Here is a 21,329-nt window from a genome sequence, read left to right as displayed (position 1 = left end):
GTGCAAACTATAGCCGGACCGTTCGCGCGGTGGCAGCAGGAATTGGCTGAACCTCGGGATAAGCGCCAAACTCTTAAGTGAAACGCTTGCCTGGAGAACGATCATGGCACTGCACCGCGTCGCCCGTTTTGCCGATGTGTCCGAAAACCGAGGCCTGGAAGTCCGGATTGGCGACACCAAGATCGTCTTGCTGCGGGTCGGCGCCCAAATACGCGCCTATCATGGCGAATGCCCGCACGCCGGGGCGCCGCTGGCGGAGGGCGCGCTGTGCCACGGGCGTCTGATTTGCCCGTGGCACAAGGCCGCTTACCGGATCGAGGACGGCGCGCTCTGTGAACCGCCGTCGCTGGACAGCCTCAAGCGCTATCCCCTGGAGGTGCGCGACGACGAAGTCTGGGTCGACGATCAGCCGCTGGACGATGCTCACACCCCGCCGGCCGATGACGAACGGACGTTTGTGATCATCGGTGCCGGCGCCGCTGGCACGGCGGGTGCGGCGGCGCTGCGCGAAAAGGGTTTCGGTGGCCGTGTGCTGCTGATCGACCGCGAACCTGACGCCGGTTACGACCGTACGGTGTTGAGCAAATTCGTGATCGCCGGGGAAATGCCGCCGGAAGAAGTCCCGCCACTGCGCGATGAAAGTTTCTATCGCGAGCAACGCATCGATCGCATAAACGGTGAAGTGGCGAGCCTGGATGCACAAAACCGGACGGTGCAGCTCAAGGACGGCCAGACATTGACCTATGACGCCGCGCTGATCGCCACGGGCGGCACACCGAACGCTCTCGACATTCCCGGCGCCGACCTGCCGCAGGTGTTCTTGCTGCGCTCGAAAGATCAGGCACAACGGATTCTGAACACCGCCAAACCCGGCCAACGGGCAGTGATCATCGGCGACAGCTTTATCGCGATGGAGTCCGCTGCGGCGCTACGCGAATACGGTCTGGACGTCACCGTCCTGGCCCGCCATCCGGTGCCCTTCGCCAAACAGTTCGGCGAAACGGTCGGCAAAGCGATTCTTGCCCACCACGTGGCCCACGGCGTGGTGTTTCATACGGAGGGCGAAGCCGCGCAGATCGAAGGCACAAACAAGGTCGAAGCGGTGCGCCTGGATAACGGTCAGCGCTTTCCGGCGGATTTGGTATTGGTCGGCATTGGCGTCAGCCCGGCCACCGGGCCGTTCAAGGATTTGCCAACGGAAAAGGATCAGTCACTGAAGGTCGACGGCGGGATGCGCGTGACCGAAGGACTTTGGGCGGCCGGCGATATCGCCACCTTCCCGCTCAACGGCCAACCGCAACGAATCGAGCATTGGCGCCTGGCGCAACAACAGGCGCGGATCGCAGCGATGAACATGCTGGGCGGTGATGAGCATTACCTGGATGTGCCGTACTTCTGGACCTGGCACTTCGGCAAGAACTACGACTACCTCGGTCACGCCGAAGCCTGGGACGAAGTCGAGTTCAAGGGTGATCCGTACCATCCACCCTTTATCGGCCTGTTCGGCAAGAATGGTGTGGTAACCGCCGCCATCGCCTGCGATGAAGAGCGGGCGATGGCAATGCTGGCCGAGCAGATGAAGCAGCCGCTGCCGGTTGACGAGGCATGGCGGCTGATTCGGGACGTCTAGGCGTTACTGAACAACGCCTGCACCACCGAGTTTGCTCATCACAAAGCCGATAAACTCTTCGAGGGTCATTTTCTGGCCGTTGAACTCCACCTGGTTGTTGGCGTAGTGCAGTTTGCTGACGATGTTATTGCCGTCCAGCCTGGCGAACTGCGTACCGACCGCCATGGCGCCGAACATGTCGGCGGTGGCCGTGGCTTGATCGGCAACGACCTTGACGTCGGCCTGGCCGTCGATCTGGCTCTGGACGCTGAGCAAATCAACCAGCATCGGTTTGGACACCTGGATATTGACGTCCAGCAGGGCAATCAACTGTTTGATCAGTTGATCCGGCGTCAGGTCCAAAGATTGTGGCTTGGTCAGGTCGAGCACCAGGTTGGCGCGACTTTCACCGTTGGCGGTGGTGAACGACAGGTTTTCCAGAGCCACTTGCGGGCCGGCTGCCAGCAGTTTCTCCAGACCGGTTTTCACCTGAGCCTCTTCTTCCGGGGTCAAGACCAGTTCGGGGGCAGGTTCGCCAGCTGCAACCGCTTCGGCGGCGGCCTTCTCGTACGGTTGCAGTTTGGTCTGGTAGATCTGCATCAACGACATCGTGGATGGAATGTCGAGGTTCTTCAGGCTCATGGCCATCTGTGCGGAACCGACCGTCTTGCCGTTCAGGGACACTTCACCGATCTTGTAATCGGCACGCCCGGAAGCGCTGGTGCCCGACTCTTCGGTCTGGTTCTTCATTTCAAATTTCTTGATGCCCAGCACCGACTGCTGCGCGCCAAAGGTGGTCTTGCTGTCGGTCAGCTCGACGGTGTTCTCGCCGGTGTAAAAGCCGTAGGTACTTTTGACGAGATTGCTGGCCAGGGTCAGGCTGCTCAATTCGACTTTCACCGGTGTCTGGTCTTCAGCCACGGTGGTCAGCGTGAAGTTGTCCATGTAGCCGTTGGCTTTGACTTTCTGCGCCTGGGCGTTGGCGGCGACCTCGAGGTTCAGGCCGGAAAATTTCAGGTGAGACTTGTCGTCCAGCGCAACATCCAGCGGCAGCAGTTCGAGGGTGCCGTTGGTGGCGTTGTCATAACCGATGTTGACCACGCCGGTGAGCGGCGATTTGTCCTTGGCAGCGGCGAACCACTTCTCGGTGACCGGGGTCTTTTCCAGTTCGTAGTGACTGGTGGCCATGACCGGCAGCAATTTCAGCGACATCAGGCGCGAGAGCGGCAGCGGACCGTGTTCGATGCGGTCGGTGAAAAGCAGTTCGACCGGTGCTTCGCCGAACATCTCGCCCTCGCCCTTGAGGCGGTAGTGCGCGGTGCTGCTGAATACGTGACGCTCAAGCGATACCAGTTCCAGCGACGCGGTGCCGTTGGAACCGACCAGCGCGGCTTGCAGCTCTTTGTTGGCGTCGGCGATCGAGGTGTTCAGCACCCCTTCGAGCTTGGTGCCGGTGAACCAGGCACCGCCGGCGCTGATTGCACCGATGGCCACGACGATTCCAAGAAGCACGCCTGCTGATTTATTCATGAATGACCCGTTCAATGTCCGTTGTTTGAGTGTGGTCGTCTTCCCTGAACCCATTTCGGGTTGCGGTCACGACTGCGCGAAAAGTGCGATGGAGATTAGCATCAGGCGCACCGGGCGGCCCAATGTTTAAAGGTTAAAGAGTGTCTATGGACCGCGCGGAGGGTTTGAGGGTTTCGGCGGATATGAAATCGCCATCGCGAGCAGGCTCGCTCCCACAAGGATTACGCTGAACCCTGTAGGAGCCGGCTTGCCGGCGATGGCGTCAGTCCAGCCAACAAAAATCAGGAATACTGCACTTCCATCTCATCCAGCTGATGATCAAAGCTTTTCAGCCGCGCCGTCCACGTATAAACCAGCACTTCAAAATCCCGATTGATCACCGCCCCGCCCGTCACGTCCGCGCGCGGGTCGCAGAAATCCAGCTGATAGCGTTCGCGTGCCATGGCGGCGGCGACATCGGAGAGTTCACGGGCGTTATTCAACCAGTGCCAGTCGTCCTCGGACACTTGTTTGTCGAGGGCCAGGCATTGCTTCTTCAAGGTTTCGAGGCTTTTTTCCAGCGGTGTGCCGGTGAGTTCGCCCATGACTTCCTGGAACGTGCGCCCCGGTTGCCAGTAACTGCCCCAGAAGTAACGATCGAACACCGTTTCGACCCGGCGCAAAGCGACCTTGGTGTCCCAGATCAGCACCAGGGTCTTGCCTTGTTCAAGTTGTCTTTTTTTGATGCGCTGCCCCTGGAACGAAGCCCAGGCCACCACCACGATCGCCATCACCGCGATCAGCGCCGCAGCACTATCGAGAAACACCAGCGCCTTGTCGATCTGGTGGGCCAGCATGATGCCGTAGAAATAGGTGGCCGACAGCAATACCAACGCCGCAATAGCGCACCAGAAGCCGGGAGCATAAGGGTTTTTCATTGTTGGAATCCCCATGACCAACGCGAGCCTTGATTGATGAGTTCGACGCGCGACCTCATCAAGTCAAAGCATAGCAACGGCCTCAGGGTTTGCCGGTATTCGAGCCTTGCGTTCGTCCGCTTTCCCAGCCGCCACCCAGCGCCAGGAACAGATCGATCTGGCTCAACGCAACCTGAGTGTTGGCGGCGGCCAGTTGTGCCGTGACATCGGTGTACGTGCGGGTCGCTTGCAGGTCGGCCAGGAACGACTCGCGGCCGGCCTGGAAGAAACGGTGCGTCTGGTCGGCGGCCAGCTTCGCCGATTGTTCGGCGTCCGCCAGGGCTTCTCGACGCTGCAACAACGCCGAGTACTGCGCCAGGCTGGTCTGGGTTTCACGTATGGTGTTGAGAACGACACCATCAAAGTGCGCCAGCGTCGCCTGGGTCACGGCTTCAGCTTCGCGGATTCGCGCCCGGGCCCCGTTGGTCGGCACGCTCCAGCTCAGCGACGGGCCGAAGCCCCAACGATTGGTCGAAGGCTCGCCGAGGTTTTCCAAAATGCCGACGGTGCCGATGGTCGCGCCGATGCGGATGTCCGGGTACAGCTCACCGGTGGCGACGCCGATACCGGCCGTCGCAGCGGCCAGCCGACGTTCAGCCTGGCGGATATCGGGGCGACGCTTGAGCAGTGAAGCGCCATCGCCCACCGGCACCAATTGCGCGATTTTCGGTAGCTGCGCACAACTGGCGGTGCCGTCCGGCAATTGATCGACCGGTTTGGCCAGCAGCATCGACAGACGGAACAGCCCGGCTTGACGCGCAGCCTCGTAGCGCGGCATCTCGGCGCGCAGGGACTTGAATTGGGTTTGCGAACGGGTGACCTGGGTTTCATCGCCTCGACCGGCATCGCGCAGGCGCTGGATCAGCGTGGTGCTTTGCGATTGCAGGTCGAGGGAGTGCTGGGCAATTTCCCGCTCTTCGTTGGCCGCACATACTTGGGTGTAGGCCCGCACCACATCGGCCACCAACGTGATACGTGCGGTATCGGCGGCGGCCTGGGTCGCATCGGCATTGGCCTTGGCGGCTTCGATGCCGCGCTTGAGCGTGCCAAACAGATCGAACTGGTATGAAGCGCTGATGCCGATATCACCGATGTTGGCCACCGGCACTTTCTCAGGCAACAGGAACGCTTCGCCGGACTCCTGCAAACGCTCGGCGCCCATTTTTATGCCACCGCTCCAGCCACCGGCGGCCTCGGCTTCATCGACCTGCGCGCGAGCTCGCAACAGGCTGGCTGCCGCCACACGCAGATCGGTGTTGGACGCCAACGCTTGCTGGACCAGTTGATTGAGCCGTGGATCCTGATACAGCCGCCACCAATCGGCCGGCACCGGCGCCGAGACCACCGGCTTGCCGTCCACGGCCAGTTCGCCCTGAAAATCTTCGCGGTGAACGGCCGCCTCTTCCGGCAGAAGATAATCCGGCCCGACCGTCTGGCACGCCGACAGCAGCAAACTCAATCCGGCAATCGCCAAACCCGAAGCCCTGCTCATTTGGCCGGCTCCAGCTGCTGGCCGTCGATGATCGACACCGTCGCGGTGCGCCCGGCAATCATGCGGAAATCCGCCGGCACGTCGTCGAAGGCGATCCGCACCGGAATCCGCTGCGCCAGCCGCACCCAGCTGAATGCCGGGTTGACGTTCGGCAGCAGGTTGCTGCCGCTGCTGCGGTCACGGTCTTCGATGCCCGCGACGATGCTTTCCACATGCCCGCGCAGACGAGCGCGGTCGCCGATCACGCGAATGTCGACGCTCTGGCCAACTTGGATGCCGTCCAGTTTGGTTTCTTCGAAATAGCCGTCGATGTGAAAGGAATTTCTGTCCACCACCGACAACACTGGACGCCCGGCGGTGACGAATTCCTGCGCACGCGGCGCACGGTCGTTGACGTAGCCATCCACCGGGCTGCGGATGGTCGAGCGGTCGAGGTTGAGCTGGGCGCTGTCCACTGCCACTTGCGCTTCCATCAGCGCCACTTCGGCGCGGGCGACTCGTGATTGGCTCTCTTCCAGTTGCTCGCCCGGCACCAGATTGCCGAGGCCACGGTTACGCTTGGCTTCGCGTTGCGCTTGCGCCAGGGTTTCCTGACGGTCGGCGACCGCTGCTTTGGCTTGGCGCAGGGCCAGTTTGAAACGGTCCTGATCGATGCTGAACAGCACCTGGCCGCGTTTCACCGATTGGTTGTCGCGCACGTCCACTTGCTGAATCAGCCCGGACACATCCGGGGCGATCTGCACGATGTCGGCGCGAATGTGTCCGTCACGGGTCCACGGGGCGAACATGTAATACATCACCATGCGCCAGACCACGACAACGGCGAAGGTCACGATCAGCAGGGTCAGGACCACGCGACCGAGGGTCAGAAAAGGTTTTTTCATGTCATCAGGTATCGACTGAGTGAGTCCACGGCGCCGAGCAGCAAAGCGTAGAGAGCCACGTTGAACAATGCCCGGTGCCAGACCAGACGGTAAAAGTGCAGGCGCGTCAGCAACCCGTGCACCAGCAGGTAAATCACATAGGTAATGCCCATCAGCACCAGCAGCGTGGGCAGGAACACCCCGCTGATATCCAGATCACCGATCATAAAGGCGCTCCATCGATGCCATGGGGAAGCGGTTCTTCGAGGTCACCGGTGCCGAGGAATTCCACACCGGGCAGCAGGGCCAGACGCAAGCCGCTCAAGGCGTGCAGCAGGTGCAGGCGGGCGCCGTCATCGCATTCGCGGTTCAGCGCGCGGCGTGCGCGGTCCATGGTCATCAACAACGCACTGGGCGCCGGCAAACGTTCGCCAGCCTTGAGGCAGGCTTTGAAATACTCGCCGACCTCGGCCACCACTTGGTGCAGCAATGTTTGCGGTACGCCGAACACTCGCGGCGTGTAGGCCAGCAAGTCGAGCAAGTTCAACGCCACGCGCACTTCGCGCAACGCGATGCCGGTGTCCTGGCCGGTCATGGCCAGGCGCGGCAAGTGCTGCATCAAACGGTCAAGCACCTGCACACCCAAGCGGCGATGCTCGGCCAGGGAGGCCGGCTCGGTGAGGCTGACGATGTCGTGCCAGCTGCAACGGGTCAGGCGCTTGGCCGCCAGTTCTGCGCCGAACGGCCGGGCGATCAGGGTCCAGACAAACGCAAACAGCAAACCGACTGGGCCGGCAAGGTTGGAATTGGCGAAGCTGAGGAAATCCGCGTCGTAAGCGCCCTGAATACTGATGAAAGACGAGGTGTTGACCAGCGTCAGCAGCATGCCCAGGTAAAACTGCGGCTTGACCGTCAGGGTACCGATGCAAATGAACGGCACGGCGAACGCCAGCACCAGCATCGGGAAATCATGCAGGTTAGGCAGCACCAGGAACAGGTAAAGACTGGCGAACAGCACCGACATCGCCGTCCAGAAAAAGAACCGGTAAATCTGCGGCGCCGGGTCGTCCATCGACGCGAAGAAGCTGCACGCCACCGCCGCCAGAATCACCGCGCTGCCGCCGTCGGTCCAGCCAAGCAGAATCCACAACACCGAGGCGACAATGATCGCGGTGACCGTGGACGCCGCCGAATAAAACATCAGCCCACGGTCGAGAAACGGCGACAGGCGACCGAGGCGCCAATGCCGGTACACCGCGCGCCAACTGTCCTGGCTTTCGCACTGTATGGCGTATTGCAGGCTGCGGCAGTCCTGCCACAAATCGACCCATTCGCCGAGACGGTACAGCGCGTTGGAGAACAGCAATTGCTTGCGATCATCCAGCGCTTCGGCAGTGGGTTGCAGCGCTTCGAGTTGATCTTTCAGCGCTTGCCAGCGACCGAGGTCGGCATCTTTGTGGTCGAGCCATTCGGTGGTGGCGGCCAGCAACGGCGCGAACTTATCCACAAGCTCCGGCGTGCGCCGCTCAAGGGCGTAAAGCGCGTCATCGAGCGCGTCGATTACCGGCAGCAGATGAATCATTCGGCCGCGCAGTTCCTTGGTATTGCGCACGGTTTGCGGGCGCGCGCCTTCGTGCGGCAATTGGCCGATCATCAATTCCAGGGTGTTGAAGGTCGCGACCATCGACGAGCGCAGCGCGCTGACTTCGTCCGGCTGCACGTTGCGGCTGAGGAATCGCAGGCTGTAGGTCGAGGCATCGGCAAACCATTTGTTCACCGAATCGTTGAACACCGGCGCCAGCCGCCGCGGCCAGAACATCGCGCCGACCACTGCCGCGACGGCGATGCCGAGGAAGATCTCTTCAGTCCGCGCTTCAGCGACATCCCACACCGCCAACGGGTTATCCACCACCGGCAAGGCGATCAGCGGCAGGGTGTAACCGGCAAGCATCAACGCGTAGCTGTTGGCGGTACGCAGGTGCAGCGACAGGAACAGCAGAATCCCGGTCCACAGCGCGATAACGATCACCAGCACATAGGGGCTCTGAACAAACATCGGCACGAAAAAAACTGCCGCCGCCGCACCCAGAAACGTACCGACCGCGCGGTACAACGCCTTGGAACTGGTGGGGCCGACAAACGGACTGGAAACGATGTAGACCGTGGCCATCGCCCAATACGGACGTGGCATTTGCATGAGCATGGCGATGTACAGCGCGATCATCGACGCCGCGAAAGTGCGCACGCCGTAGAACCAGTCCCGCGCCGGGGGAACGCCGGTAAAAAATCCGCTCAAGGGTGCACCACCGACGGAGCGTTTGCCGCCTCAAACGCTTTCAATACCCGCAACGCTGCCTCCAGATCACTCGGGGCGATGCCTTCCAGCACTTCATTACGCAAGCGCACCAACTCGATTTCGACGGCCTGCACCAATTCCCGACCGGTGTCGGTCAGGCTCAGGCATTTGGCGCGGCGGTCATGGGCATCTTCGGTGCGACGAACGTAGCCGGCATGACACAACTGATCGAGCAGCCGCACCAGCGAAGGGCTCTCCATCCCGGCCGCCTGCGCCACCGTCACCTGCCGCACGCCCTCGCCCAACCGCCCGATCATCAACAACGGAACGGCGCAGGCTTCGGAGATTCCATAGTTGACCAGCGTGGTCTGGCAGATCTTCCGCCAATGCCGGGCGGCCACCACCATGGAGCTGCTGATGTTCATCTGGAGAGCGTCGAGGTTTTTTGGCACGAGCGGAAAAACACACTGTTAGTTTGCTAACTATCAATATGTCATTTGAGGGGAAAGTTGGTCAAGTTTTGAAACAATTTAGTGGATAAGGCATAGCCGAAAATCGGCAAGGATCGCTCGATCCCCATATAACGCTGCCGACCCCAAGCGAGAATCCAATGACTGAGTGCCCAACACCAGAAACCAAACCTGGCCCCAATACCGGCGACGCAGATTGTTATCGCCGGTTCCTGCAACGGAAAGTAGATACGGCGCGGCTCTCACGGCACAAGGAGCCTGGCTTGAGCAACGAGGAAATCGAAACCGAGTTTGCGGGTAGACGATTGAAAGCTGCCAAATGAAAGATGGGTGAGCTAAGAGCGTTTCTTCGCCCGCTCGTACACAGTGCTGCGCTCGCGCTTACCGACCGCCACCACAGAAATCACCACACGCTCATCAATGACCTCGTAGACCAGTCTGTATCCCGAGGACTTCAACTTGATTTTGTAGCAGTCAGGCATCCCATGCAGGGCGTCGGCCGGGACTCGAGGCAACTCAAGTCGCTCTGCCAGTTTCTTTTTGAATTGTTCACGCAACGTATGCCCAAGCTTGTCCCACTCCTTGCGTGCGGACGGCAGGAATTCGAGCTTATAGGTCATCCAGGCTTACCGGCATTGGCGTTTCATGCCGACGAGAGCGAACGATTTCGGCTAACTCAAGGTCATCGAGGCGCTCCATCATTGCTTCGAATACGTCCGCCGGGACCATATATCCCATGACTCGATTGTGATTGAGCACTGCGACGGGCCCACCATGAGCTCCGTTCAGAACCGCAGATGGGTTTTTCTTCAGCTCAGACACACTAACTGCCATATCAGCCAGAACATTTTGCATAAATAAGACCTCAATTAAGGTCGCAATTCTGGTCTATTTGTAGTTCCTGAGCAACCTTGAAAAACTATACAACTGAGTTTCTTCGATGGTTACACCCCGCGCCCTTTCCTCAGCAACACATCCAGTTGATCCACCACCTCCGCCCAATCCGCGTCATCCAGAATGTCGTCGCGCAAAAACTGCGCCTGGCTCGGGCTCCAGAAAAAGGCGTCGGCCAAATGCAGTTCCGGTTTGAGCGGTGAGTGGGTGGCGATGAATTTATCGATGCTTTCGGCGTCATCGGGCAGGCCGAGTTGTTTGAACAGGGAGGGGAGGCTGTGGGTTGGGGATTCCATGTCGGGCTCCTTGGAAATGGCTGATGATTTGGTGACCGCTACGCGGTCAATCGCGAGCAGGCTCGCTCCCACAGGATTTTCGATACTCCTGTAGGAGCGAGGCTTGCCCGCGAAGGCGGTGTCACTGTCGCCGCAAAACTCAACTACTCAACTCCCGCACCTCGGCATGCGGCACCATTTTCAGGAACTCCGGCACGCTCATGTGCAACAGGTTGTTGTGGTTGCCGGCTTCCAGGTAGATGTCGTTCTGCCGGGTCAGCAAGGGGTCGATGACCATGTCCAGGCCATAGGACTCACCCAACGCCGGCACCGCGCCGCGTTCGCAGTCATCGAACAGATGCGCCAGGGTGCTTTCCCGGGTGATCTGCCACTCGCCGCTGCTGCGCACTTTGCTCAGGTCCAGGTGACGACTCGCCGGCAGCACGGCCATCAGGTAATGACCGTGGTGGTCGTCGAGGATCACCGATTTGGCCACCCGTTCGGCAGGAATGCCCGCGACCCGCGCCGTTTCAAGGCTACTGGCCGAGTGTGGGTGGGTAACGATGTCAAATTCGCAGTGCGCCTTTTCCAGGCTGCTCTGCACGGTTCTTGCCATACGCATGATGCACCTCGGTGTCCGCAACAACGTTCACGGACTATGAATAAACCTGTTCTCACCATTGAAAAGTCTAGGCCCGCTGGCGTCTTCGCGTGGGAAATCTGCCCGCCGGAACACCGTCGACAACTGTACAAAATTCGTACAATCCACAGCTCGACTAGACTGTATTTAGCGATGGGCGTCAGCGGGAACGCGGACTGAACGGATGGGCGAGGCGTTCTCAGGTTCATCGTCGGAACGCCGCCCGGAACAGGCTCGCTCCTATAAGGAGGGTCAAGTGAACATTCGTTGCTGTGCAGTCGCATTACTGCTGGCCCTGAGCGGGTCGGCGTTTGCGGCAGACACAATCGTGCTGATTCCCAACCCCATCGGAATCTGGCTGATCACATTCGGCATCGCGTTCCTGATCGCCGAAGCCGCCTTGCCCAACTACGGCGTGATCGGGTTGGGCGGGATTGTGATGTTCGTCATCGGCGCGGTGATCCTGAGCAACACCGAAGTGCCTGTGCCGTTGATGATCGGCCTAGGGCTGATCAGCGCGTTGTTGTTGATATTCCTGGTGATCCACGCCCTGAGAACCCGACCGCGCCAAACCGTCAGTGGCGATGCCGGACTGGTGGGCAGCGTGGCCCCGGTGATGTCGTTGCAGCCCGGCAATGCCTGCAACGGCTGGGTGCACCTGCAAGGCGAAAAGTGGCAAGTACTCAGCGCCACGCCACTGCAACCCGGGCAACAGGTCCGGGTGGTGGCACGCAAGGGATTAGTGCTGAAAGTGGCCGCGGCTGACGCGGCGCCGGATGGAGAATAACCATGGGCCTGCAACTGGGTTTTGCCGCGCTGCTGCTGTTGGTGATTGCACTGGCGGGATCGACTTTTCGCATCCTGCGCGAATACGAGCGCGGGGTGGTGTTCCAGCTCGGTCGTTTCTGGCAAGTCAAAGGCCCCGGCCTGATCCTGCTGATTCCTGTGGTCCAGCAAATGGTCCGCGTCGACTTGCGTACCGTGGTGCTCGACGTGCCACCTCAAGACGTGATCACCCGCGACAACGTTTCGGTCAAGGTCAATGCAGTGCTGTACTTCCGCGTGCTCGACCCGCAGAAGGCGATCATCCAGGTCGAAGACTTCCTGATGGCCACCAGTCAACTGGCCCAGACCACCTTGCGCGCGGTGCTCGGTAAACACGAACTCGATGAACTGCTGGCCGAGCGCGAACGGCTGAACATCGACATCCAGCAAGTGCTCGATGCGCAGACCGACGCCTGGGGCATCAAGGTCGCCAACGTCGAAATCAAGCACGTAGACCTCAACGAATCGATGGTCCGCGCCATCGCCAAGCAGGCCGAAGCCGAACGGGAACGTCGGGCCAAGGTCATCCACGCCGAAGGCGAATTGCAAGCCTCGGAAAAACTCATGCAGGCCGCCGAAATGCTTGGCCGTCAGCCGGGCGCCATGCAGCTGCGTTACATGCAAACCCTGAGTTCGATAGCCGGGGACAAGAGTTCGACCATCGTTTTCCCGCTACCCATCGAGCTGCTCAAAGGCATGGCGGATTTGTCGAAACCTTGAACAATCAGCCTTTGGGCAACACGGCGCACTCGCCGAGCCAGGTCAGTAAACGATCCAGACAAGCCTCGACCGACTGCGCCCCGGTGTCGAGTATCAGCGCAGCGGACGGGGGCGGTTCATAAGGCGCGGAAACCCCGGTAAACCCGGCCAAATCACCGCGACGTGCGCGGGCGTAATGACCTTTGGGGTCACGCCGCTCGCACACCGCCAGTGATGCGCTGCACCAGACTTCGCGGTAGTCCTCGCCCAGACGCGTGGCAAACAACTCACGCAACTCCAGCAACGGCGCGATCATCGCCAGAATCACGATGTGCCCGTTTTCCACCAGCAATGCCGCCACTTCGCTGGCACGGCGAATATTTTCCTGGCGATCGCTGTCAGCAAAACCCAGATCACGATTGAGCCCGACCCGCAGCCCATCGCCGTCGAGCACGACGCTCTGCACGCGGCGGTCGAACAATTCGGCGTGCAGCGCCTGGGCCAGGGTCGACTTGCCCGCCGCCGGTAAACCAGTCAGCAAAATCACCGTGCCGCGATGGCCGTTGCGGGCTTCACGTTGCGCCCGGCTGATGCTCGCCGTCGGTGCCTGCAGGTTATTGAGTCTGGACATGCGTCACCGGCACCGTGATGTCGCCCGCCGCCCACGCTGATTCGCGATTGGCCAACGCGGTGGCGATGGACTGGACTTCGGTGGACTGCACCTGGTCCGGCAGCGGATCGAGCCCCGCGCTGGCAAAAATCTGCCCGTACGCGTTGCGCAGATCGGCGTACGACAGGTCGCGGCGCAGATCGGCCTGCAAGGTGTTCAACTCGCCCTGAATCAAGTCCAGTTCGCCCAGCCCCGCCGCCTGATAGCGATTGCGCAGTTGGCCGACAATCTGCCCGTCAATGTCCGACAGTTGTTGATTGGTCTTGAACTGCCGCAGCGCCTCGCGGTAATTGGCGTTGGCCACATAGAGCTGCGCCAGCACCGCAATCGACATGGCCTGGCGGCGCGCCGTGGCCACTTCTTCACCGGCCTTGGCGACGTTGATCGCCGCCGGCGCCGAGATCACGTTGAACAGGTTCCAGGTCACCTTCACGCCGTAGTCGGCCCAACCCTGCTCCACCAGGAAGGAGTTGCTGTCGTAATGCCCGCCAGCGGAAAACTCCAGCCCCGGCAACAGGCGCAGCATGGCTTTGCGGGTTTCGGCGGCGCTGATGCGGCTCTGGTAATCCTGCTCACGCAGTTCCGGGCGGCTGGTCAGGGCTTCCTGCTCCAGGCTGGCGAGGTCGACCTTGAGTTCCGGTATGACGTAGTCGTCCTGGGTCGCCAGGGTCAGTTCGGTGCCCAGCGGCAGATTGATCAGGGTCGCCAGTTCGGTTTTCGCCAGCGACAGGGCGCGGCGCTGTTCTTCGAGTTGGCGCGTGGCTTCGATCAGCGAGCGTTGATATCCCAACGCCTGGATCGGATCGCCGATGCGCTGCTGGCTCATGCTCTGGCTGTTGCCGCGCGCGGTCTCGACCCGGGACATGAGGCTGTCGATCTGCTTGAGCAAGCGCTCGGCGGCCATGGCTCGCCAATAGGCCGAGCGCACGTCCTGAACGATGGTGTTGATCACTTTGCGCCGGCGTTCCTGAACGATCAGCCGCTGGTCGCCCTGTTGCTTGGCGCTGATGTAACTGACGCCGAAATCGAGCACGTTCCAGACCATGGTCAGGTCTGCCACTTCACGATCGCGGTCCTGTGAAGTCGACGGTTCCAACGACTGGGTGCCGGTCCGCACGCTCTGGCTGCTGGAGGCGCTGACGTTGTTGCGGCCGACATAACCGGCGTCCAGCGCCATGCGCGGCAGCATGTCGAAACTGGCGAGGTCGAGTTGGCGCTTGGCCAAGGCCTCTTCCATGATCTTGAGCCGGCCTTCAAGGTTGTACTTCACCGCGCGGGCCATGGCCTGATGCAGGGTCAGCGGACCGCTGAGCGGCTCCTGCCCCTTGTACATGCTTTGCAGATCGCTTCGGGCGCGCTGTTCGCTGACGCTGCGTTCGATCGGTTCACTTTTGACGGCACATCCACTGATCGCCAGCGCGAGCAGGCTGGCGACAAACAACTGCTGACTTCTCTTCATCCTTGACTGCCCCTGGGTGACGCACTGCTTTAAGTATTTCAGGCCTGCATTTCGCTGATGCCGGCCTGTTTCAAAGCAGCGGCCAGGTCGTTGACCTGCCGTTGCTCGGTATCTTTGAGCTGTTGCAATTGCTGGACGAGGCTCGGCGCGCCAAACACGCCGCGCAGCCCCTGTGAAACATCGCCGGCCTTGATCGAATGGCTGCCAAAGGAATTCAGCGAACCCCGCTCGTCGCCAACGTCCTGATTGAACAGAGTCGACAGCGTGCTGGTGCTGAACACCCCGCCATCGCCACCGCCAAAGCCGAGGAAGCCGTGGCCTGCACCTTCGCCGCCGCTGTCGCTGCTGCTGAACACCTGCGCGATGAAACTCTGCGCCAGCGCGCCGTTGTTCATGAAGATGTCGCCCAACGGCCGGATGCCGTTGCCGATCACCCGGCTCTCGAACAACGGAGCAAACGTCAGCGGCGAGCCCAGATCACCGGTAGGTGGAGTGAAGATGATCGGTTGCAATGGCACGTTCGGATTATCAGTCACAGTCACCGGGTCGCTGCTGAGGAATTCCGGATCCGGGGTCACCTGCACCGTAGCCGGCGCCACGACGCCTACTGCGTAATTGTTGGAGACTGACACAGTGGCCCCCGCGTTACCCGCCAGGTCGATGACATTACTCGTGTCGAGGGCAATGAAGTTGCTTGGGTCACTGACATTGGAAGTCGGCGTGAAGGTCGCGGTCCAGGTCTTGCCGCCGTCGCTGCTGCTCAGGTTGGACAAGTCGCCGTTGGTCACGCTCAGGTCCGACAGGTCGAAATTGCTCACGGCCTCGCTGAAGGTAAACGTCACCAGCGTGCTCTGGCCGGCAGCCATGCTCGGGTTGGCGACCACGATGCTCACCGTTGGCCGGGTTACGTCCAGGGCGTAGTTGTTGGAAATAGCGATGCTCGCGCCGGCATTCCCCGCGAGGTCCTGCAAGGTGCCGGTGTCGAGCACGATCAGGTTGGTCGCATCGTTGATGCCGGCGGTCGGCGTCAGGGTCGCGGTCCAGGTGATACCGCCGTCGCTGCTGTTCAGGTTCGACAGCACACCGTTGGCCACGCTGATGTCCGACAGATCGAATCCACTCACCGCTTCACTGAAGGTGATGGTCACCGTGGTGGTTTCGCCGATACCCAGGCGATTGTCGGCGACCACGATGGTGGCAGTCGGCAGCGCGGTGTCGATGGCGAAATTGTTGGAATCGGTGGTTCCCACACCGCTATTGCCCGAGGCGTTGGCCACGCCGGTGTTGTCGAGGCTAATCAGGTTGCTGGTGTCGGTGATACTCGACGTTGGGGTGAACGTCGCGGTCCAGGTGACGCCGCCATCGCCCGAAGACACGTTGCTGAGCGTGCCATTCGCAATCGTCAGGTCGGCGTTGGAGAACCCGCTCACCGCTTCGCTGAAGGTGATCGTGACCGTAGCGGTTTCACCCGCCTTCAGCGCCGTGTCGGAGACCACAATGGTGGCTGTCGGCAGCATAGTATCGATCGTGAAGTTCGCCGAGTTGGTGGTTCCGCTGCCCGTGTTACCGGCAATGTCGGTCACCCCGGTGTTGTTCAGGGTGATGAGGTTGCTGATGTCCTTGATGCCAACCGTCGGTGTGAACGTGGCGGTCCAGGTGATGCCGCCATCGCTGCTGCTCACCGCGCTCAACGTACCGTTGGGAATGCTCAGGTCACTGTTGTCGAAACCGTTCACGGCTTCGCTGAACGTGATGGTCACCAGCGTGGTTTCGCCCGCGCTGAGGGTGCTGTCGGCGACCACAATGGTCGCGGTGGGCCGGACTGTGTCGATGGTGTAGTTGTTGGAATCGGTGGTGCCTGAGCCCGAGTTACCGGCCAGATCCGCGATCCCCGTGTTGTTCAGCGTAATGAGGTTAGTCGCATCGTTGATGCTCGCGCTCGGCGTGAAAGTGGCCGTCCAGGTGACGCCGCCGTCGCTGCTGCTGACCGCGCTCAAGGTGCCGTTGGCAATCGTCAGGTCGGCGTTGGTGAAGCCAGTGACCGCCTCGCTGAAGGTGATGGTCACCAGCGAGGTTTGACCCAGCGCCAGCGTGGGGTCCGTCACAATGATCGTCGCCGTCGGGCGCACGGTGTCGATGGCGTAGTTGTTGGAGTCGGTGCTGCCGATGCCGGTGTTGCCCGAGCCGTTTTGTACACCGCTGTTGTCCAGCGTGATCAGGTTGGTACTGTCGGTGATGGCGCTGGTCGGGGTGAAGGTCGCCGTCCAGGTGATGCCGCCATCGCTGCTGCTCACCGCCGTCAAGGTGCCGTTGGCGATGGTCAGGTCGGCGTTGCTGAAACCGGTCACGGCCTCGGAGAACGTGATGGTCACCAGGGACGTTTCGCCAATTTTCAGCGCGTTGTCGGCAATGATAATGGTGGCCGTCGGAATCACGGTATCGATCGTGTAGTTACCGGAGTTGGTAGTCCCGCTGCCCGCGTTGCCGGAAAGATCGGCCACACCGGTATTGTTCAGGGTGATGACGTTGGTCGCATCGTTCACACCCACTGTTGGCGTGAAGGTCGCGGTCCAGGTGATGCCGCCGTCGCTGCTGCTCACCGCGCTCAAGGTGCCGTTGGCGATGCTCAGATCCGCATTGGTGAAACCGCTGACCGCTTCGCTGAAGGTGATGGTCACCAGCGAGGTTTCGCCAGCACTCAGGGTTGGGTCGGCCACGACGATGGTCGCGGTAGGCCGGACTGTGTCGATGGCGTAATTGTTGGAATCGGTGGTGCCGCTGCCGGCGTTGCCCGACAGGTCGCTGATGCCGGTGTTGTCCAGGGTGATCAGGTTGGTCGTGTCGTTGATGCTGGCGCTCGGCGTGAAGGTCGCGGTCCAGGTGATGCCGCCGTCGCTGCTGCTGACGGCGCTCAAGGTGCCGTTGGCAATCGTCAGGTCGGCGTTGGTCAAACCGCTGACCGCTTCACTGAAGGTAATCGTCACCAGCGAGGTTTGACCCAGCGCTAGCGTGGTGTCCGCCACAACTATCGTCGCCGTTGGGCGAACGGTGTCGATGGCGTAGTTGTTGGAGTCGGTGGTGCCAAGGCCGGCGTTGCCCGAGGCGTTTTGCACACCGCTGTTGTCCAGCGTGATCAGGTTGGTGCTGTCGGTGATGGCGCTGGTCGGGGTGAAGGTCGCCGTCCAGGTGATGCCGCCGTCGCTGCTGCTCACCGCGCTCAAGGTGCCGTTGGCAATCGTCAGGTCGGCGTTGCTGAAACCGGTCACGGCCTCGGAGAACGTGATGGTCACCAGCGAGGTTTCGCCGATTCTCAGCGCGGTGTCGGCGACGACAATGGTGGCTGTCGGTGCCACGGTATCAATCGTGTAGTTACCGGAGTTGGTAGTCCCGCTGCCCGCGTTGCCGGAGAGGTCGGCCACACCGGTATTGTTCAGGGTGATGACGTTGGTCGCATCGTTCACACCCACTGTTGGCGTGAAGGTCGCGGTCCAGGTGATGCCGCCGTCGCTGCTGCTCACCGCGCTCAAGGTGCCGTTGGCGATGCTCAGGTCCGCATTGGTGAAACCGCTGACCGCTTCGCTGAAGGTGATGGTCACCAGCGAGGTTTCACCTGCGGTCAGTGAAGTATCGGCCAGTACAATCGTGGCGGTCGGACGCACGGTGTCGATGGCGTAATTATTGGAATCGGTGGTGCCGCTGCCGGCGTTGCCCGCCAGGTCGCTGACACCCGTGTTGTCCAGGGTGATCAGGTTGGTCGTGTCGTTGATGCTGGCGCTCGGCGTGTAGGTCGCGGTCCAGGTGATGCCGCCATCGCTGCTGCTGACGGCGCTCAAGGTGCCGTTGGCAATCGTCAGGTCCGCGTTGGTCAAACCACTGACCGCTTCACTGAAGGTGATGGTCACCAGCGAGGTTTCACCGATCCTCAGCGCAGTATCCGCCACGACGACGGTTGCTGTCGGACGCACGGTGTCGATGGCGTAGTTGTTCGAATTGCTGGTGCCGATGCCCACGTTTCCGCTGCTGCCCCCCTGCACGCCGCTATTGTCCAGGATGATCAGGTTGGTCGCATCGGTGATGCTGACGGTTGGCGTGAAGGTCGCCGTCCAGGTAATGCCGCCGTCGCTGCTGCTCACCGCGCTCAAGGTACCGTTGGCAATCGTCAGGTCGGCGTTGCTGAAACCGGTCACGGCCTCGGAGAACGTGATGGTCACCAGCGAGGTTTCGCCGATTCTCAGCGCGGTGTCGGCGACGACAATGGTGGCTGTCGGTGCCACGGTATCAATCGTGTAGTTACCGGAGTTGGTAGTCCCGCTGCCTGTGTTGCCGGAGAGGTCGGTCACACCGGTATTGTTCAGGGTAATGACGTTGGTCGCATCGTTCACACCCACCGTTGGCGTGAAGGTTGCGGTCCAGGTGATGCCGCCGTCGCTGCTGCTCACCGCGCTCAAGGTGCCGTTGGCGATGCTCAGGTCGGCGTTGGTGAAACCGCTGACCGCTTCGCTGAAAGTGATGGTCACCAGCGAGGTTTCGCCTGCGGTCAGTGAAGTATCGGCCAGTACAATCGTGGCGGTCGGACGCACGGTGTCGATGGCGTAATTATTGGAATCGGTGGTGCCACTGCCGGCGTTGCCCGACAGGTCGCTGATGCCGGTGTTGTCCAGGGTAATCAGGTTGGTCGTGTCGTTGATGCTGGCGCTCGGCGTGAAGGTCGCGGTCCAGGTGATGCCGCCATCGCTGCTGCTGACCGCGCTCAAGGTGCCGTTGGCAATCGTCAGGTCCGCGTTGGTGAAACCAGTGACCGCCTCGCTGAAGGTGATGGTCACCAGTGAGGTTTCACCGATCCTCAGCGCAGTATCCGCCACGACGATGGTTGCCGTTGGCCGCACAGTGTCGATGGCGTAGTTGTTGGAGTCGGTGGTGCCGCTGCCGGCGTTGCCCGACAGGTCGCTGACACCCGTGTTGTCCAGGGTGATCAGGTTGGTGCTGTCGGTGATGGCGCTGGTCGGGGTGAAAGTCGCCGTCCAGGTGATGCCGCCGTCGCTGCTGCTCACTGCCGTCAGCGTACCGTTGGCGATGGTCAGGTCGGCGTTGCTGAAACCGCTCACCGCCTCGGCGAAGGTGATGGTCACCAGCGAGGTTTCGCCGATTTTCAGTGCATTGTCGGCCACCACGATGGTCGCGGTCGGACGCACGGTATCAATGGCATAGTTGTTCGAATTGGTCGTACCGGTGCCGGCATTGCCGGACAGATCGCTGATCCCGGTATTGTTCAGGACGATCAGGTTGGTCGTGTCATTGATGCTGGCGGTCGGTGTGAAGGTCGCGGTCCAGGTGATGCCGCCGTCGCTGCTGCTCACCGCCGTCAATGTGCCGTTGGCGATGGTCAGGTCGGCGTTGGTGAAACCGCTGACCGCTTCGCTGAAGGTGAACGTCACCAGCGAGGTTTCGCCGATGCTCAGCGCTGTGTCGGCCACGACGATGGTCGCGGTCGGCCGCACGGTATCAATGGCGTAGTTACTTGAGTCGGTGGTGCCGCTGCCGGCGTTACCCGCCAGGTCGCTGACACCGGTGTTGTCCAGGGTGATCAGGTTGGTCGAGTCAGTAATGCTGGCCGTCGGAGTGAACGTGGCCGTCCAGGTGATGCCGCCATCGCTGCTGCTCACCGCCGTCAAGGTGCCGTTGGCAATCGTCAGGTCGGCATTGGTTAAACCGGTCACCGCCTCGTTGAAGGTGATGGTCACCAGCGATGTTTCGCCGGCTTTGAGCGCCGTGTCGGCAAACACGATACCCGCAGTCGGGCGAGCGGTATCGACGACGTAGTTATTGGAATTGGTGGTACCGACGCCAGCAGTACCCAGGCCGTTGATCACCCCGGTATTGTCGAGGGTGATGACGTTGGTCGTGTCGGAAATACTGGCGGTTGGCGTGAACGTTGCCGTCCAGGTGATACCGCCGTCGCTGCTGCTCACTGCCGTCAGCGTACCGTTGGCGATGGTCAGGTCCGCGTTGGTGAAACCGGTCACCGCTTCGGAGAAGGTGATGGTCACCAGGCTCGTTTCGCCGATGCTCAACGTGGTATCGGTGACCACAATGGTTGCGGTCGGCGGTGGTGCATAGGCGGTGTTGAGTATGCCGCCGTCGTTGTAGATTGCCGCCACGGCGGTCGGCGAGGTGCCGATTGCCCCCCCGCCCTGCGCAGTACCACCGGCACCGCTGCCCGCGGCATTACCGGCGAGGGCCGCGAAGTTGGCGGCGGTGATCAGCAATGTGCCCTTGTTCCAGATCGCACCGACGCCCCGGCCGCCGATGCCGCCGTTGGAGGCGTTGCTGCCTTGGCCACCGCCACCGCCGCCGCCACCACCGGCACCGATGTTGTTGGTAATGTTCGACGTGCCGATGATGGTGATAACGCCGGAGCTTGCGTTGTAGATCCCGCCAGCCGCGTTGCCGCCGGCGCCACCAACCTTGTCCCAACCGGCGCCGCCGCCACCGCCGCCAATGGAAATCGTGCCATTGGTGGCCGTCGCACCGTTACCGCCGTTGCTGTAGTAGGAAACGCCCACGCCGCCAGCCCCGCCAGTGCTGGTGCCGCCGCGACCGCCCATGTGGGTCGCGTCGTAACCGCCGCCGTAACCACCAACGCCACCGCTG

General features: G+C 61.3%; 17 protein-coding genes. 3 read left to right on the top strand and 14 right to left on the bottom strand.

Going from position 1 to position 21,329, the window contains the following annotated elements; genetic code table 11:
- Positions 1–103: 103 nt before the first annotated feature.
- Positions 104–1,630 (top strand): apoptosis inducing factor family protein, encoded by a 1,527-nt coding sequence (locus tag KGB24_RS09540; RefSeq protein ID WP_223415310.1) that lies wholly within the window; start codon positions 104–106, stop codon positions 1,628–1,630.
- Between the two features lie 3 nt (positions 1,631–1,633).
- Here KGB24_RS09540 and KGB24_RS09535 read toward each other — a convergent pair whose 3' ends face one another.
- From KGB24_RS09535 to KGB24_RS09485, 11 genes are all read right to left on the bottom strand, one after another.
- Positions 1,634–3,139 carry a YdgA family protein gene (locus tag KGB24_RS09535; protein WP_223415311.1) on the bottom strand — a complete coding sequence of 502 codons (1,506 nt, stop codon included), beginning with the start codon at positions 3,137–3,139 and terminating at the stop codon, positions 1,634–1,636.
- Between the two features lie 281 nt (positions 3,140–3,420).
- On the bottom strand, positions 3,421–4,056 hold the full coding sequence (locus tag KGB24_RS09530; protein ID WP_008034678.1) for a hypothetical protein: 636 nt from the start codon (positions 4,054–4,056) through the stop codon (positions 3,421–3,423).
- 82 nt (positions 4,057–4,138) lie between these two features.
- Complete coding sequence (locus tag KGB24_RS09525) at positions 4,139–5,587, bottom strand: efflux transporter outer membrane subunit (RefSeq protein ID WP_223415312.1); 1,449 nt, start codon at positions 5,585–5,587, stop codon at positions 4,139–4,141.
- Complete coding sequence (locus tag KGB24_RS09520; RefSeq protein ID WP_223415313.1) at positions 5,584–6,471, bottom strand: HlyD family secretion protein; 888 nt, start codon at positions 6,469–6,471, stop codon at positions 5,584–5,586. The genes KGB24_RS09525 and KGB24_RS09520 overlap by 4 nt, the downstream gene beginning before the upstream one ends.
- Positions 6,468–6,677, bottom strand: a complete 210-nt coding sequence (locus KGB24_RS09515) for a DUF1656 domain-containing protein (RefSeq protein ID WP_008034684.1) — start codon at positions 6,675–6,677, stop codon at positions 6,468–6,470. Before KGB24_RS09515 ends, KGB24_RS09520 begins: the two co-directional genes overlap by 4 nt.
- Entirely contained in the window at positions 6,674–8,746 is a 2,073-nt protein-coding gene (locus tag KGB24_RS09510; RefSeq protein WP_223415314.1) for an FUSC family protein, read from the bottom strand. Before KGB24_RS09510 ends, KGB24_RS09515 begins: the two co-directional genes overlap by 4 nt.
- Positions 8,743–9,171, bottom strand: coding sequence for a MarR family winged helix-turn-helix transcriptional regulator (locus KGB24_RS09505; RefSeq protein ID WP_223415315.1), 429 nt, complete (start codon positions 9,169–9,171; stop codon positions 8,743–8,745). The genes KGB24_RS09510 and KGB24_RS09505 overlap by 4 nt, the downstream gene beginning before the upstream one ends.
- Before the next feature lie 380 nt (positions 9,172–9,551).
- Positions 9,552–9,836, bottom strand: coding sequence for a type II toxin-antitoxin system RelE family toxin (locus tag KGB24_RS09500; RefSeq protein WP_008034695.1), 285 nt, complete (start codon positions 9,834–9,836; stop codon positions 9,552–9,554).
- Entirely contained in the window at positions 9,826–10,071 is a 246-nt protein-coding gene (locus KGB24_RS09495) for a type II toxin-antitoxin system prevent-host-death family antitoxin (RefSeq protein ID WP_223415316.1), read from the bottom strand. The genes KGB24_RS09500 and KGB24_RS09495 overlap by 11 nt, the downstream gene beginning before the upstream one ends.
- Before the next feature lie 89 nt (positions 10,072–10,160).
- Entirely contained in the window at positions 10,161–10,406 is a 246-nt protein-coding gene (locus tag KGB24_RS09490) for a DUF2789 domain-containing protein (protein ID WP_008034698.1), read from the bottom strand.
- Between the two features lie 139 nt (positions 10,407–10,545).
- Positions 10,546–11,007 carry an aminoacyl-tRNA deacylase gene (locus tag KGB24_RS09485; protein WP_223415317.1) on the bottom strand — a complete coding sequence of 154 codons (462 nt, stop codon included), beginning with the start codon at positions 11,005–11,007 and terminating at the stop codon, positions 10,546–10,548.
- A gap of 274 nt (positions 11,008–11,281) precedes the next feature.
- Here KGB24_RS09485 and KGB24_RS09480 point away from each other — a divergent pair, with 274 nt between their 5' ends.
- Both KGB24_RS09480 and KGB24_RS09475 read left to right on the top strand, forming a co-directional pair.
- Entirely contained in the window at positions 11,282–11,812 is a 531-nt protein-coding gene (locus tag KGB24_RS09480; protein WP_223415318.1) for an NfeD family protein, read from the top strand.
- Between the two features lie 2 nt (positions 11,813–11,814).
- A complete protein-coding gene (locus KGB24_RS09475; RefSeq protein WP_008034707.1) occupies positions 11,815–12,570 on the top strand; it encodes a slipin family protein in 756 nt (251 codons plus the stop codon).
- A gap of 4 nt (positions 12,571–12,574) precedes the next feature.
- Here KGB24_RS09475 and cysC read toward each other — a convergent pair whose 3' ends face one another.
- The 3 genes from cysC to KGB24_RS09460 all read right to left on the bottom strand — a co-directional run.
- Positions 12,575–13,180 carry an adenylyl-sulfate kinase gene (cysC, locus tag KGB24_RS09470; protein ID WP_223415319.1) on the bottom strand — a complete coding sequence of 202 codons (606 nt, stop codon included), beginning with the start codon at positions 13,178–13,180 and terminating at the stop codon, positions 12,575–12,577.
- Positions 13,164–14,678, bottom strand: coding sequence for a TolC family protein (locus KGB24_RS09465; protein WP_008034717.1), 1,515 nt, complete (start codon positions 14,676–14,678; stop codon positions 13,164–13,166). The genes cysC and KGB24_RS09465 overlap by 17 nt, the downstream gene beginning before the upstream one ends.
- Positions 14,679–14,716: 38 nt before the next feature.
- On the bottom strand, positions 14,717–21,329 hold a 6,613-nt coding region (locus KGB24_RS09460; protein WP_223474773.1), incomplete at its 5' end, for an Ig-like domain-containing protein.

The organism is Pseudomonas sp. BF-RE-25, from assembly GCF_019956105.1.
GTDB lineage: Bacteria > Pseudomonadota > Gammaproteobacteria > Pseudomonadales > Pseudomonadaceae > Aquipseudomonas > Aquipseudomonas migulae.
This window is presented reverse-complemented; position numbering and strand designations above follow the sequence as displayed.